The 15,306-nt window shown below is 65.7% G+C and carries 14 protein-coding genes; 6 read left to right on the top strand and 8 right to left on the bottom strand.

All coding sequences use genetic code 11. From position 1 onward, the window contains the following. The first annotated feature begins 563 nt into the window (after nt 1-563). Complete coding sequence (locus ACWDSI_RS12330) at nt 564-1,430, top strand: hypothetical protein (protein WP_449756700.1); 867 nt, start codon at nt 564-566, stop codon at nt 1,428-1,430. A 181-nt stretch (nt 1,431-1,611) separates the two neighbouring features. Here the strand turns inward: ACWDSI_RS12330 and ACWDSI_RS12325 are convergent, their stop codons facing one another. Beyond that, nucleotides 1,612-2,364 (bottom strand): SAM-dependent methyltransferase, encoded by a 753-nt coding sequence (locus ACWDSI_RS12325; RefSeq protein WP_449756699.1) that lies wholly within the window; start codon nt 2,362-2,364, stop codon nt 1,612-1,614. A 438-nt stretch (nt 2,365-2,802) separates the two neighbouring features. Here ACWDSI_RS12325 and ACWDSI_RS12320 point away from each other — a divergent pair, with 438 nt between their 5' ends. After that, entirely contained in the window at nt 2,803-3,498 is a 696-nt protein-coding gene (locus tag ACWDSI_RS12320; RefSeq protein ID WP_449756698.1) for a ZIP family metal transporter, read from the top strand. A gap of 57 nt (nt 3,499-3,555) precedes the next feature. Here ACWDSI_RS12320 and ACWDSI_RS12315 read toward each other — a convergent pair whose 3' ends face one another. Further along, nucleotides 3,556-4,185, bottom strand: a complete 630-nt coding sequence (locus tag ACWDSI_RS12315) for a TetR/AcrR family transcriptional regulator (RefSeq protein WP_449756697.1) — start codon at nt 4,183-4,185, stop codon at nt 3,556-3,558. Between the two features lie 210 nt (nt 4,186-4,395). Here ACWDSI_RS12315 and ACWDSI_RS12310 point away from each other — a divergent pair, with 210 nt between their 5' ends. Continuing rightward, nucleotides 4,396-5,430, top strand: a complete 1,035-nt coding sequence (locus ACWDSI_RS12310; RefSeq protein ID WP_449756696.1) for an agmatine deiminase family protein — start codon at nt 4,396-4,398, stop codon at nt 5,428-5,430. Then, on the top strand, nt 5,427-7,484 hold the full coding sequence (locus ACWDSI_RS12305) for an amidase (protein WP_449756695.1): 2,058 nt from the start codon (nt 5,427-5,429) through the stop codon (nt 7,482-7,484). Before ACWDSI_RS12310 ends, ACWDSI_RS12305 begins: the two co-directional genes overlap by 4 nt. 19 nt (nt 7,485-7,503) lie before the next feature. Here ACWDSI_RS12305 and ACWDSI_RS12300 read toward each other — a convergent pair whose 3' ends face one another. Continuing rightward, nucleotides 7,504-8,262: a glutamine amidotransferase gene (locus ACWDSI_RS12300; protein ID WP_449747040.1), complete on the bottom strand. Its 759-nt coding sequence runs from the start codon at nt 8,260-8,262 to the stop codon at nt 7,504-7,506. 66 nt (nt 8,263-8,328) lie between these two features. Here ACWDSI_RS12300 and ACWDSI_RS12295 point away from each other — a divergent pair, with 66 nt between their 5' ends. Together ACWDSI_RS12295 and ACWDSI_RS12290 are read left to right on the top strand one after the other, a co-directional pair. Next, nucleotides 8,329-8,877, top strand: a complete 549-nt coding sequence (locus tag ACWDSI_RS12295) for a hypothetical protein (protein WP_449756694.1) — start codon at nt 8,329-8,331, stop codon at nt 8,875-8,877. Next, nucleotides 8,841-10,559: a GH92 family glycosyl hydrolase gene (locus ACWDSI_RS12290; protein WP_449756693.1), complete on the top strand. Its 1,719-nt coding sequence runs from the start codon at nt 8,841-8,843 to the stop codon at nt 10,557-10,559. Before ACWDSI_RS12295 ends, ACWDSI_RS12290 begins: the two co-directional genes overlap by 37 nt. 49 nt (nt 10,560-10,608) lie before the next feature. Here ACWDSI_RS12290 and ACWDSI_RS12285 read toward each other — a convergent pair whose 3' ends face one another. From ACWDSI_RS12285 to ACWDSI_RS12265, 5 genes are all read right to left on the bottom strand, one after another. Next, on the bottom strand, nt 10,609-10,827 hold the full coding sequence (locus ACWDSI_RS12285; protein ID WP_449756692.1) for a hypothetical protein: 219 nt from the start codon (nt 10,825-10,827) through the stop codon (nt 10,609-10,611). A gap of 1 nt (nt 10,828) precedes the next feature. Continuing rightward, the gene (locus ACWDSI_RS12280; RefSeq protein WP_449747043.1) at nt 10,829-12,157 is read right to left on the bottom strand and encodes an ammonium transporter; all 1,329 of its coding nucleotides are present in this window, start codon (nt 12,155-12,157) and stop codon (nt 10,829-10,831) included. A gap of 448 nt (nt 12,158-12,605) precedes the next feature. Next, entirely contained in the window at nt 12,606-13,160 is a 555-nt protein-coding gene (locus ACWDSI_RS12275) for a hypothetical protein (protein ID WP_449756691.1), read from the bottom strand. A gap of 30 nt (nt 13,161-13,190) precedes the next feature. Then, nucleotides 13,191-14,078 (bottom strand): sucrase ferredoxin, encoded by an 888-nt coding sequence (locus ACWDSI_RS12270; protein ID WP_449756690.1) that lies wholly within the window; start codon nt 14,076-14,078, stop codon nt 13,191-13,193. Nucleotides 14,079-14,087: 9 nt separating this feature from the next. Beyond that, nucleotides 14,088-15,305, bottom strand: a complete 1,218-nt coding sequence (locus ACWDSI_RS12265) for a cupin domain-containing protein (protein WP_449756689.1) — start codon at nt 15,303-15,305, stop codon at nt 14,088-14,090. Between the last annotated feature and the right edge of the window lies 1 nt (nt 15,306).

Here is a 15,306-nt window from a genome sequence, read left to right as displayed (position 1 = left end):
CCCGCTCACGGGTCTCCTGGTCGAACTTCCGTGGTGCTCCCATATCCGTATTCTCCTGGTGAGATCACGGTCTCCACCAGACCCAGGACGGTTCAACCAACATCACCCTGTGGGCTGCGAGATCGACTGACGATCACAACAAGGAACTGGCTCTAGAACTGCCTGGACTGGTTATCGGGGACCTGCCAACACTGTCAAAGAACGAGACCGTTGGACTTGTAGCCGTAACAACTATTTCTAACAACTCCGATGTTCACTATCACTTCGAAATAGATTTCGATTTCGGTCAAACCGTGAAGGTCGATAACTATGGACACGAGTTCCGGTTAGTTTCGTATCCCAATAATGCCACGCGCGGATACATGGCGGCATTTGCGCGAAGTCAATCGGGCGGATTCGGAGAATCAGGAATATTCTCGTGATCCTGGCCGACACAGTGCAAGGCCGGCGCTGGAAACCTTGCACCCAGGCGATTGATCATCCACGCCACCACTACTGAACGAAAAGCCGCGGCATCGCTCGGACAACCTCGCTGCTTGCGGTACTCGTAGAGGATGCTCGATGTGACCCTCAAGATTGGCCCATTCCTCGCCGGAAGCGCCGCGCTCATCGCCCTGATCGTCAGCGCGACCACGACGGCCCGTCTTCGCCGACAGGAAGAACTGTTACGGGAGGCAGCCGAGTCGACTGAGTCACCGCAGCGCGCGGCGCTCGACGATCTGCACCGCTGGGTACTCGCCCGGATCCTGGCCCGACAGGTGTGCGGGTGGTGGAGATTCACGTGGCCGTGGCTCGTCTGGGCAGGGATGGTCGCAACATCCGCCCAGTCGAGCTACGTACTCGCCGAACGCCTCAGCAGGTCACAACCCACGCCGCCGAGTGAGGTGTTCGGAGTCTTCACCGGCGACGACGGCCCGTTCGCGATAATGGCAGTGGTGATCGGACCGATTCTGTTCATGCCCGTCTTCACCTCGTTGGAATGGTCACTGACACAGCGGGCGTCGATCGTCAGGCGCTTCTACCGAACCGGGACCGTCTACCGGCCCGAGCCGTTCCGAGAATGGGGCAACTTCCCTCGCGGCTCCACACGATGGGGAACCGTCGGTCGGACCCTGCGCGCGTTGGTGCCAGCATTCGCAGCACTTTCGGTTGGCCTGTTCCTCGGCAGCGCCGTGTTCCGCCGCCTGCATCCGGAAGTCCTGCCACAGGGCCACCCCGGACTCATGAACCTAAACGGGTGGGCGATCTTCGCGATGGTCTTCGCGATCACCGCAGTTATGGTCATCGTGTCATCGGTGGCCCTCGAGGTTGAGGTCGCCGCCAGCCAGCCGTCGACTCACCCGCCCAGCGCTTTCGTGCTGCCTCGTAGACGACTGCGCCGCCCGCGCCGTGACAACAGATCGACAACAAACGACCGCGAATCGGATTGAGCACGAATCAAATGGCAAGATGAGTCACCACAGGTCACAACACCTATCCGGCGCATCGCCGCAGCACCCCGAAACACGTTCAGAGTTCGAGTCTCACCGAGGGCACCACGAGAAACCCTGATCGGCGGGGTTTTCTGCTGTCGGCGCCGGCCGACCCGAGCCGTCGACGGCCACCGAGAAGTCATCGCGCGATCAGTGCAAAGACGCCCCACCCGAGGTATTCGCGGCCGTACCGCGCGTACTTTCCAGGTTCGGTGGTGAGTTCTTCGCGTACCTCTGCATACATCTCGTCGTCGGGGTGTGCGTCGAGCCAGCGACGCATCGTGAGCCATTGCGCGGCCACATACCGATCCCAGCTGCCCTCGTCGGCCAGCACCATCTCCACGGTGTCGTAGCCCAGTGCACCGAACTCCTCGATCAGCTCCGGCAGCAGCCGGAAGTCGGATGCACTGGCGGCACCACTGCCTCGCGCTGCCTCCTCGCTCGGCGACCGCCGCCAGTACGGTTCGCCGATGAGCATGATCCCGTCGGATCGCAGGCTTCGTCCGAGCAGTTCGGCGGTGCCGGCCACCCCGTTTCCGATCCAGGTGGCGCCGAGACACGCAGCGACGTCGACCGGTTCGTCGGAAACGAAACCGGCGGCGTCGTCGTGAACGAAGGTCACCAGATCGACGACGCCGAGCTCGACGGCGCGTGCCCGTGCCTGCTCGGTGAACATCGCGCTGATGTCCACTCCGGTTCCGGTGATGCCGAGATCGCGAGCCCAGGTGCACAACATTTCACCCGACCCGCTGGCGAGGTCGAGCACTCGGGTTCCGGGTTCGAGTCGTAGTACTCGGCCGAGGGTGTCGAGCTTTTCCGGAGTGAACGGGTTGTGAATGCGGTGACCACTTTCGCGGATGGTGTAGATACGTGGCAGATCGAGTGACGACATAGCCGTCACCCTGCTCTCGATTGCGGTTCGAATGCAACGGGATTTCGCTATCACACGGGACTACGACAGCGCCATGCGACGAACCCGACTTGCGGTAGGCATGCGGTACCCCGGGCGACGAATTGGAACGAAACTCGTGCAGCTCGACAACCCGTTCGACTAACCAACGACTGACCACCGTTTGACTACCGCCTGCGCTGCGACTCTTTGACGTGCGTTGAACTCAGCTGACGTGAAACCAGCAGAGGCGCAGCGGTTCTCGCCAGAATGACGGGGTTGACAGACGACAGGGTTGGCCTAGATCCCTGGCAGAGTCCTACGCTGTAAGGGAGTTCCTGCTCGAGATTCTCCGCGGCCGACGTCGATACCCGGGGGCGTCGATGATGGCGGTTCGCGTACGCGACAACAACTCCAGGAAACCAAGTCCAGGAGGAGCCCATGCTGTTGACCGTCGCCGTGATCGTGGTGGTGTCGGCTGCACTCGTCCTGGGCGCGGCTTGGGGTGTGTACGGCCGGTTGCCCACCAAGCTGGAAGGTTTCATTGTCGCCCTCGCGGGTGGAGCGCTGATCGTGTCCAGCGTGCTCGAACTCATCGACCCGGCCACAAACGTGGCACCCTTCTGGGCTGTCGGCCTATCCACCCTGGCTGGGGCCGGCATGTTCGTTCTCCTCGACAAGGTCGTGAAACGAAAGCTCGGGGCCGACAGCGGCGGCGGTCTGCTCGCGGCCATCACACTTGACGGAATTCCGGAAAACCTCGCGCTCGGTGTCGCACTCATCGGCGCCGGCCCGTTACAGGTGGCCTCGCTATCGGGCTCGATCTTTCTTTCCAACCTGCCCGAAGCCGCGGGCGGCGCGCAGGAAATGGCCAAGGGGCGTTCCAACGCCAAGGTGCTGGGACTGTGGACGGCGACCGCACTGTTGCTCTCTGCCGCCGCGCTGATCGGAAACCTGCTCTTGAGTGGCGTGCCGACGCAGGTCCTGTCGCTGGTGCGGTGCGTGGCCGGCGGCGCGGTAGTCGCGTCCTTGGCCACCGAGGTCTTCCCGAAAGCATTCAAAGAAGAGAGCTATGCCACCGGGTTCGCGACCGCAATCGGAGTCGTGCTCGCGATCGGACTGCACCAGCTCGGTTGATTCCGTCTCTGATCGCCGTCGTCGGCTGCTCCGCCACATCACGAGATCACGATGGCCCTACTGCAACGTCCCCCGCGTCAGCCCGAGTTCGTTCTCCATCGCTCGTCGTACCAGCCGACCCCGGTCGGCGGTGGGCGCATAGTGCACCAGGGCGTGTGAGTTCACCCCGTCGATCATGCCGAGGAACTGCCAGGCGACGTCGGCAGCGTCGTCGGTTGTGAACTCGCCTGCGGTGATTCCCTCGCCGATCAATTCGGCCACCAACAGTTGCCACTCGTCCATCGCGGCACGTACGGCCGCGGCCAACGGCTCGTTGGTACGCCCGAGACTGAACGCATCGGCCCAGACGACGGTGACCTCGTCACGGCCCGGTTCGGTGAGCGTTGCGATGAGTCGGCGCAACTTGTCCGTGGGCGTAGATTCCGATCCGAGGAGGTCGCCGATCTCGGCGACCTCGGTCCCGGCGATCGCCGCGAACGTCGTCGCGATCAGGTCTTCCATGTTGGGTTCGTAGTGCGCGACCAGCGCCGGCGCGACGCCCACATGGGCTCCGATGGAGCGCAGCGTCAACGTGGGAAGCCCCTGCGACAGGGCGACTTCACAAGCCGCCGAACGGATCTCGTGGGCACGTTCGGCCGGCGACTTGCGTGGCGCACGGACACGCGACCCGCCCGACCCGCCGCTCATGACCGCCGGAGACCTCGCGATTGCGCGGCCCACTCGTCTCGCCTACTCCCTGACACCGTCACATCAGCGATCATCACGCGGGGTGGTCATCACGTCAAGGACTATTGATCGCCGAATCAATATCTCTTCCGTAACCCTTGACGACGGGCGCCAACCAACCTACGGTCTTAGTTATTGATTATCTGATCAATAACTCAGAGAGGTAGCCCGATGGCCTGGAGAATGCCCGCCGAGACCGCTCGGCACGACCGCGTGTGGATGGCCTTCCCCCGGATCAACACCACACTGGCCGAGAGCGCCGCCGACGCCGACACCGCGTATGCGGCGTGGAGCGAGGTGGCCAACACCGTCGTCGATTTCGAGCCGGTCACCGTGGTCGTCGATCCGACGGAGATGGCGCGCGCCCGGGGCCTGCTCGCGGGCGCGGTCGACATCGTCGAGGCCCCACTCGACGACGCCTGGATGCGCGACATCGGACCGACCTTTGTCACCGACGACTCGGGTCACCTCGCCGCGGTCACCTGGACCTTCAACGGCTGGGGCGCCCAGGAATGGGCCGAATGGGACAACGACCGCCGGATCGGTCGTTTCGTCGCCGGGCAGGCCGGGGTGCCCGTGGTCAGTTCGATGCTCGTCCAGGAGGGCGGCGCCATCCACGTCGACGGCGAAGGCACCGTCCTGGTCACCGAGACCGTGCAACTCGATCCCGGACGCAATCCGTACGCCACCCGCGAGACCGTCGAGGCCGAACTCGAACGCACCATCGGCGCCCGCAAGGTGATCTGGCTGCCACGCGGATTGACCCGCGACTACGAACGTTTCGGTACCCGCGGCCACGTCGACATGGTTGCCACCATCCCCTCCCCCGGAACCCTTCTCCTGCACCACCAGGCGAACCCCGACCATCCCGATCACGCCGTCACCCGGGAACTGCGCGACTTCCTGGCGACCACCACCGACGCCGCGGGTCGCTCCTGGAACATCATCGATCTCCCCGCACCGCAGACCATCCGGGATTCCGAGGGCTTCGTCGACTACAGCTACATCAACCATCTCGTGGTCAACGACGGCGTGATCGCCTGCGGTTACGGTGAACCGGAGGCCGATGCGCGGGCCGCCGACATCCTGTCCGCCGCCTACCCGGGTCGCAGCGTGGTGAGCATCGACGCTCGCGAGATCCTCGCCCGCGGGGGTGGCATCCACTGCATCACACAGCAGCAACCCGCAGTCGAGAACCACTCATGACCGGCACCACCACAACCCCACCCCTGGTCGAAGCCTCCATCGCCGAACTGGGTGCGGCACTGTCGAGTGGCGCGGTCACAAGTGTGGAACTCGTCGCCGGATACCTCAACCGCATCGCCTATTACGACCGGCACGGCTTGGCGCTCAACGCGATTCCCGTGCTGAACCCCGACATGTTCGTCGAGGCCCGCGCCTCGGATGAGCGCCGCGCTCGCGGTGAGACGCGCGGCCCGCTGGACGGAATCCCATACACCGCCAAAGACAGCTACCGCATTCGCGGAATGACCGTGGCGTCCGGCTCGCCGGCGTTCGCCGATCTGGTGGCCGGGTCGGACGCCTTCGCCATCGAACGCCTGCGTGCGGCGGGCGCGATCTGTCTGGGTCTGACCAACATGCCCCCGATGGCCAACGGCGGTATGCAACGCGGGGTATACGGACGTGCCGAAAGTCCCTACAACCGGAACTATCTCGCGGCTGCATACCTGTCGGGATCGTCGAACGGTTCGGGCGTGGCGACCGCGACGAGCATGGCCGCCTTCGGCCTCGGTGAGGAAACGTGGTCGAGTGGACGTTCGCCGGCGTCGAACAACGCGTTGGTGGCCTACACCCCATCGCGCGGGGTGATCTCGGTGCGCGGCAACTGGCCACTGACCCCCACGATGGATGTGGTGGTGCCGCACACCCGCACCGTCGACGACATGCTGACCCTGCTCGACGTTCTCGTGGCCGACGATCCCGACACGCGCGGCGATTTCTGGCGCACCCAGCCGTGGGTAACGCTCCCCACGGCATCGACGGTGCGGCCGTCGTCGTATCTGTCGCTGCGTGACCCGGATGCGCTGCGTGGCAAACGTTTCGGTGTGCCGCGGATCATTCTCGGCCAGGACCCGCACGCCGGGTGGCCGATCACACCGCGACCGTCGGTGATCGAGTTGTGGAACCGCGCGCGTGCCGATCTGGTCAACGCCGGCGCCGAGGTGATCGACGTCGACTTCCCCGCCCTGACCAACTACGAACTCGATCGTCCCGGCGCCCGTGACGGCTATGCGCGCGGGATACTGCCCGCGGGCTACTTCGACGCCGAGATGTGGGATCTGACGATGTGGTCGTGGGATGACTATCTGCAGGCCACCGGCGATCCGGCGTTGCATCGGCTCGCCGACGTCGACGGTGACCTCATCTTCCCGCTGCCCGATGGCGCCATCCCGGACGAACTCGACGGATACTATGCGCGCTACAACCTCGACATCAGCGAATACCCCGCCCGCGCCGCGCGCGGTATTCCGACGCTCGAGGAAATCCCCGACCTGGCCGCGGGCGTGCGCGGCCTCGAGGAACTGCGTCGGGTGGATTTCGAGCAGTGGCTCGACGACCTCGGCTTGGACGCACTGGTGTTCCCGTCGGCGCTCGACGTCGGCGCCGCCGACGCGGATACCGACCCCGACGCACACGCGAGGGCGATGGCCAACGGCGTGTGGGTGTCCACCGGCAACACCATGATCCGGCACTACGGCATCCCGACCGTGAACTTGCCCATGGGTACGATGCGCGACATCGGCATGCCGGTGAACGTGACGTTTGCCGGCCGCGCGTACGACGACAACACCCTGCTGGCCTGCGGTTGGGCCTACGAGCAAGCCGCGCGCCGACGGCACGCCCCGGCCTCGACCCCCGAGTTGCCGCCGCTCATGCGGGTCGGCACAGTGACCGGGGTTCGGACACCGGAGCTGACCGTGGAGGTGTCCTTACATACGGGCACAACTGTGCCGGCGAATCCGGTGACGGCAACCCCGACAGCAACGAACCCGGTGTCGAGGATCGTCGTGTCGGGTTCCACGACTGCGCATCTGCTGCAGGTGTTCGTCAACGGGATCGGGGTGCCGGTGGACCGCAGCGGATCCACCTGGTCGGCCTCGGCGGAGATCCCGACATCGGAGCTCGAACGTCGGCACTCACAATGGCGTGCGCCGTACGGCGCGATCATTACCGTAGTGGCCGCATCCGAGGACGGCGCAACGGCGGGCCGCTACTCGGTGATCGGTGGAGCCGGCTGATCAGACCGCAGACGCAGAACTACCCTGCGGCGCGCCGGTAACGCTCGACGAAACGGCGAAGGATCGCCGGCGCGTGCCTGGCATCGAGTTCGCGGGCCGCGGCCTTGATGGACTCGGCTTCGTGCGGTTCGAAATAGCCGAAATGGCGATACACGTCGACCCTCGTCGATAGCCCGTCGGCATCGAGCTCCGGGTGGAACTGCGTTGCGTAGACGTTGTCGCCGACCCGGAACGCCTGCACGGGGCAGCCGGGTGAGGACGCGAGGTGAACGGCGGTGTCGGGCAGCGCTGCTGCCGACTCCTTGTGTCCCCCATAGGCATCAAAGGTGTCGGGTACATCGACGAACAGCGCATCTCGCCGGCCGGCGTCGGTCAGCGTCACGCACATGGATCCGACGGGTTCGGGATAGGTGCGGTCGATCGTGGCACCGATCACCGAGCCCAGCGTCCCGACCCCGTAACAGCATCCGAGGAAGGGGAAGTCGGCGTCGACGATCCGGCCGACAAGGTCGAGGAGCTCGTTTTCGACGCGCTCCTGAGTTGCCGATCTCGAGTCCGCGGGATCACTCACGTTGTACGGCCCGCCGCCGAGGATGATTCCCGACCAGTCGTCGAGGTCGACCGCCCCGAGTGGGCGCCGCGTCAGATTGACGGTGACCAACTCGTTCTGCGTGAGTCCGCCGAGTCGACTCACCGAGCGCTCCTCGTCGTCGGCCGCCTCGGGTTCGGCGCGGACGGAGAGCAGCAGGAAAGGCAAGGTGGTGGCGCTCGTGCTCATCTGGTCTCGACTTCCTGTTGCGCGTCGTTCACGCACCCGGGGTGCGACGTGTTAGAGCGTAGAGGTATGGCCCTGCGCGATCACGTCAACCCCTTCCAGGGAACCGACAGCATTCCGGAAGTGTCGACAGGCAACACGCTGCCGATCACGTCGCTGCCGTTCGGGATGGCGCACTGGACACTGCAGACGCAGCGCCACGGCGGGTGGATGTTCAACCCGCACAATCCGAAGCTCCAAGGGGTGCGGTGCACCCACCAGCCCAGTCCGTGGATGGGCGACTACGGATCGTTCGCCGTGCTCCCGCAGACGGGACCACCACGCCTCTCCGCGCACCGCCGCGCCACCGCCTGGCGACGGGACCGTTCCGTCGTTGCCCCACACCGTATGTCCCTCGACCTGGTGGCCGACGGCATTCGGGTGGACGTCGCACCCACCGCGCGCTGCGCGATCATGCGTTTCCGGTTTCCTGCCGGCTGCGACGCCAGGATCATCCTCGAATGCACGCGAGGTGAAAGCCACATTCAAGTACGACCCGACGGCGAACCATCCTCGGATACACCCGCGGCAACTCCGGTGGGGTGCCCGATGGTTTCGCTCACCACTTCGTCGCCGTGATCGACCGTGATGTGCTCGACTGGAACACCTTTCGCGACGATGCCGTCGGGACGCCACGGACGCCGGACACCGGTGAGGGCCTAGGCGTGGTCGCCGACCTCGGCAACACCGTCACGGAGGTGACCGTGCGCATCGCCACCTCGTTCATCAGCGCCGAGCAGGCCGCAGTCACCCTGCAGCGAGAACTCGGCACGCGTGACCCCGACCGGATCGCCGCCGATGCGGCCGCCGCATGGGATCTCGTGCTCGACCAGCTGGAGGTGGAACCGTTCGACGACGCCGCGTCCGATCCCGACACCACCATCGCGACGTTCGCCTCGTGCCTGTATCGCACCAAGCTCTTCCCCCGTGCGCTCCACGAGGTCGACGCCCACGGGCGCACCGTCCACTACAGCCCGTACGACGGCGGCGTCCACCCCGGCGTCCTGTTCGCCGACACCGGTACCTGGGACACCTACCGGACCCAGTTCCCCCTCCTCACGCTGCTGGATCCGGGGTTCGTGGGCGAGGTCCTCCAGGGATTCGTGCACGCCGGAATCGAAAGTGGGTGGCTGCCACAATGGCCGTCTCCCGGGCACCGGACGTCGATGCCGGGCACCCATCTGGATGCGATCGTCGCCGACGCGGTGGCCAAGGGCGTGAACGGCTTCGATGTCGAAACCGCGTACCGACTGATGCTGCGGCATGCGGATACACCGGCGGGTGAGGGCGCACCGCCCGGCGCAGGGCGTCGCGGCATCGAGGACTACCTGCAGCACGGCTACCGCACATTCGGGAAATCGGTCGCCGAAACACTCGACTACGCCTATGACGACTGGGCCATCGCCGTGGTCGCAGATCATCTGGGCGACAACACTACCCGCGCCCGTATGTTGCAGAGGGCCAGGAATTACCGCCATGTGTTCGACCCCGGAGTCGGCTTCATGCGTGCCCGCGACGCCGACGGATCGTGGCGCACGCCGTTCAACCCGTTCGAGTGGGGCGGACCCTACTGCGAAGGAGGTGCCTGGCAGAGTTCGTGGGCCGTGCCGCACGATCCGGCCGGACTGGCCACACTGTTCGGAGGCGCCGCCACCATGGCCGGCACACTCGACCAGATGCTCACCACGCCGCCCCGTTTCGAGGTCGGCGACTACGGCGCCGAGATCCACGAGATGACGGAAATGGCGATGGCCGACCACGGTCAGTACGCCCACTCCAATCAGCCGGTGCACAACGCCCTCTACCTCTACCTCGCGGCCGGCAGACCGTGGCGTACTCAACAGGAGGTGCGCCGCGTGCTCGACACCATGTACTCCCCGACCGCATTTCCCGGCGACGAGGACAACGGCGAGATGGCCGCCTGGTACGTGCTGAGCGCGTTGGGCTTCTACCCACACTGCCCCGGCCGTCCCGAATGGGTCCTGGGTTCACCGTTGATGCGCCGCAGCATCATTCACCTCGCGAATGGCCGCGACCTGGTGATGGATGCACCCCGCAATTCGAGCAGCCGACCGTTTGTCGACGCGATCACGGTCTCGACCCCGCGCGACGCAGCCCCGGACTCACACCGCAACCTGGTGATGGCGCACACGGTTCTGACCGAGGGGGCAATCCTGCACTGGCACATGAGCGATCGTCCACGCACACAGATCACACCGGTCGACTCCCGACCGTCCTCGCTGAGTTCGTACGAGGACTGATCGGGAGTCGGCCGCGTGCGTGTCCCGAGCGGCGCCGCGCCGGAACCCGTCAGTACACCGGCGGTTCGCCCTCGGCTGCGGGCCCCGGCTCGACCGGGGTGTGCTCGATGATCGCCTTGTAGGCGTGGTTCTCGTGGGTGATCATGCGCGCGAAGAAGGCGATGAACAGAACCACGGCCAGGATGAACACCACCCACACGCCCACCGAGTTGCCGCCGAACGTGAACACCACATCGGCATTGTCATATGAGTCGATCGGACTGAACATCTCAGCGTGCCTCCTCGGCGATCAGAATTGCTTTCTCCGTACGCATCATGGTCACCGGGATACCCTCCGGGTACGGCGTTGCAGGGACCTCGGTCAGATCCAGGCCGTGCTCTTCGACTTCGGCCGGAATCCGCAGCATGCCGATCTTCTTCAGCGCCAGCGAAACCAGATACGCCGGGATGAAGCCAAGGGCGACGAAGATGATCCCGCCGACGATCTGGCCCCAGAACGAGATGCTCGGGTTGCCATCGGTGTTGGGGTATCCGGCCAAGAAGATGCCCACCATGACCACCGAGTACAGACCGATGCCTCCGTGGACGGCCACCGCGCCCACCACGTCGTCGATCTTGAACTTCTCCAACAGTTTTCCGATGTAGGGCACGAGTGCCCCGGCGACGAGCGCGATGATGAAGCCCAGTGCGGGGTGGTAGAGATCCATGCCGGAGGCGACGCCGATCACGCCCGCGAGCCCGCCGGAGATGGTCCAGAACGGTTCACCGCGCGAGGTCATGTAGGCGCCGATGATGCCACCGGCCAGACCCATCAGGGTGTTGAATGCGAACGCCGACAGGGTTGTCGGGCTTCCGTAGATGGTCGCGTAGCCGCCCGGCCCGTAGATCACACAGCCCATCAGGAAGCCGAAGAAGCCCGCGAAGATGAGCATCAGGCCGACCATGGTGAGGGGCAGGTTGTGCGGACGGATCGTCACGGCCGAGCCGTCCGGGCGGAAGCGTCCGATGCGCGGACCGAGGTTGATCAAAATGCCGAGCGCCGCGAATCCCGCGATGGTGTGCACACATCCGGCCGCACCCACATCGTGGAACCCGAGTTTGGTGAGCATCCACCCGGCACCGTGCCAGCCCCACGCGGCGCCGATGATCCAGACCACCGAACCCACCAGGACGGTGAGGATCAGAAACGCGCTCGTCCGAATCCGTTCCAGCACAGCACCGGACATGATCGAACCGGTGGTGGCGGCAAACAGCGCGAACGCACCCCAGAAGATGCCACTCGACGAATCCTGCACGTTGGGGCCCATGTTGTCGCTCCACGGCAGTGCAGCCTTCGCGGCGTCGTTGAATTCGATGAAGCCACTGGGCATTGCGTTGTAGAGGAACCATCCGACGAAGTAGAACGACGCCACGATCGTCGCGAATGCCAGCAGATTCTTCATCGCCGTGGCGAGAACGTTCTTGGAGCGCGACGCGCCGACCTCGTAGGCGAGGAACCCCGCATGGATGAGCATCATCAGGGCGATCGACACCCAGTAGAAGAATTCGTTGTTGACCGACGACATCGTGGTGATGGCGTCATCGACTTCAGGTGGCACGAGAGGGACCTCCGCTATGACAAGAAGAGTTTCACACGAGTGTTCAATGCGCACCGACGGTGTACGCGAGTCTGACTCTAGGTGGGCAACGATCTCGTTCTCGTGCCCGAATAGTAAATACGGCGTAAATCGGTCAGATAATGCGGAGTGGTTTCGACACGCTCAACCAGCGGGGGGCGGCTCAACCGGCCGGCGGGGGTCGGCTCAACCAGCGGCGGGTCGGCTCAACCAGCGGCGGGGTGGTTTCGACAAGCTCAACCAGCGGCGGGGGCGGCTCAACCGGCGGGCGGGGTGGCTCAACCGGCGGGGGGTGGTTTCGACAAGCTCAACCAGCGGGGGGCGGCTCAACCAGCGGTGGGCGGCTCAACCGGCCGGCGGGGTGGTTTCGACGAGCTCAACCAGCGAAGGGGCGGCTCAACCAGCGGGGGGCGGCTCAACCGGCGGCGGGTTACATCGACTCGAACGCCCTGCCGAGTTCGGCGGCGACGTCGATGATGCGTGCCTGCTGGGTCTCCGGGCTTGAGATCTGATCGGCCACGTGGGCAGCGATGAAGCGCCGGATCTCGTCGTCGACCTGGGCCACCATGCGGATGATCTCCCCGCGCAGGTTGCGGGAGGAGACGCCGACGATCACGTCACCGGGAGAGGGCGGGTCCACGTCGATGCGCAGCATCAGAGGTTCGGCCGCGTGCACGACCATGGGTAAGGTCACCAGTCCACGCACGTCGTACACCACACTGTCGACCCGCAGGTCCACGTGCAGGCCGATGGCCAGCGGTATGTCGACGGTGAAGGTGATCAGGTCACCGATCTCACGCGTGATGCGCAGGTCGTCGATGTCGACGCGAGCCGACACCCGGGCGATCCCGCGGGGCCCCGACGGGATGGGGCCGACCTCGAAGGAGTCTCCGGTGATGGGCGCCAACGCCGCAGCCACACGCTCCTCGGTGACGGCCACCTCGAAGAATCGTCGGCCGAACTCCTCGTAGCTCAACATCGACATCTCTACATCCTGACAAATACCGGCTGGCGCCTACCCGATGGTACGGATCGATCCGAGCGAAAACTGGCGCACCGCACCCGGAATGCGCGCCGCACACGTGGACAGCAGCGGCTCCGACATCACCTCATCGACGATCACCTCCACCGGCTGCCCCGACGTCTCCAACACCACCACAACCCGGCCGTCACGTGAATCCATCTCGAGCGGGGGGTACGCGTCGAGGCGGTTGTCGCCGAAGCGCTCCCGCGCGAAATGCTGGGCGGCCTGCACCGCAGGGGCCAACGACGTCCGGCCGCGCAGCCGGGAATCGTTCACCCTGCCCGCCAGGTAGTCGGCGACCAGAGTCGCCGGGTCGGCAACGGTGTCGACGCGGCCGTAGCTCAAGCCGTGCGGCATGATCAGCATCGTCGCGGCGAATCGGTCACCACCGAGGTGGGAGCTTTCCCACGTCCAATCGGGGTACATCGACGCCACCGCAACAGCGGCGCGCCGCCCACGCACGGCGCAACACTGGTCGTGCTTGCCGTGTGCGCACACCACCACCAGCGGCGTATCCGACTGCGCGCCGTCGGACCCGTCGAGCGCCAGGTCGAGATAGTCGCGAGGGCCGGCCACCTCGCCACCCACGACACGTTCGGACCCCGGGGTCGCCGACGCGATGAACCACCGCCACCGCGGGGTTTCGGGCCGCTTGCCGGGCCGCCTGATCGCCACGATCCGCATCCGGGCCGACTCCACCCGTCGCACGATCTCCCGGCCCAGGCCGGTGTCGAGGATGCGCGGCGATTCCAGGAACGCCGAAGGCCCCCAAGCGCCGCTGAGCTCCAAGAACACCCAGTCCGTCCCGGGCGAGGCGGTTCCGAACATGGGGTCGCCGCGGATCAGCGACTGATCACTACACGGGGTGCGGTCGGTCATCTCCGAACTCTACGAGGTGCGATCGACGACGATCACCGCTTCGCGCAGCAGCCGACGCACCAGCACCATGCCGTCGGCCTCATCGAGGCCGGGCAACGCGCCCGCGGTGTGCGGCTGTCCGGAGTGCAGTGCCGTCACCGCACCGGCACAGAAGCCGGGGAATCCGATCGTGCGGTCGGGCAGGCGCAGTTCCACCCGACCACCGGTCTCGGTGACCGTCGCGATCAGGCCGTGCCGCCAGCGCACCGCAGTCTCGGCGTCGAGCGCAGCGATCGCATCGACGGTCGATAGGGGTCGAACGGCTGTCGGCCGTGTGCGGTTGGCGAATCGGGCGGAGAGTCGCTCTGCGGCGGCGTCGGCGAATTCCCGGCCACGGTCGCGCAGCACGTCGGCGAGAACCGACAACGTCTTGCCGGCGATGGCGGCCGCCTCGTCGTGATCGGTGAGGTCGGGTGTCATACGCAATGCAGCACGCAGTTCGGGGACGGACTTCCCGATCTCCTCGATCACGGCGGTCACCACGTCGAACTCGGTGACCGCGGCAACGCCGATCGTGAGATGGATCGACGTCTCTCCGAGAGCCTTCGCCGAATGCAGCCACCCCCGGGGCAGGTAGAGGGCGTCGCCCGGTTCGAGCACCGTATCGATGACGGGGCGCTCGCGCACCCGGGCATCGATGGCCGCCCGGTGGTCGGTCCACGGCTGATCGTGCAGCGGATCGGTGAACACCGGCGGGTGCACCGTCCAGTGCTTGCGCCCGGCGGTCTGCAACACGAAAACGTCGTGGACGTCGTAGTGCGGGTCGAAACCGCGATTGCTCTGGGGTGTGATGTAGGCGTTCGCCTGCACGGGGTGGCCCAGGTCGTCGACGAGGGCGCCCACGAATTCGATCACCGGCGGCCACAACCGGTGCAGGCCTTGCAGCACGATCGTTGCGCCCGCGGCGAATTGCGCGAGCACCTTGGCCGAGTCGACCTGATCGGGCATCTCGGCACCCAGACCGGCCGGCCCGAGGTAGTCGTCGCGGGCCAGCAACCCACCCTCGCGAGCCATCCGGATGAACGGCGCCCGCACCCCGCGTTCGGCGATCAGCTCATCGACCGTTGCGGCCGAGAGCAGATCGCCGAAGTCGCGGGGAAGCCGGGCGGAACGACTGAGCAAGGGGCGCCGCCCCCAGTAGTCGCGGCCGAATTCGTCGGAATCGACCGCGATACAACGACTCAGCATC

Source organism: Gordonia sp. NPDC003429, from assembly GCF_053588575.1.
The sequence above is the reverse complement of the archived record's forward strand: the minus strand, read 5'-3'. Positions and strand labels throughout refer to the sequence as shown.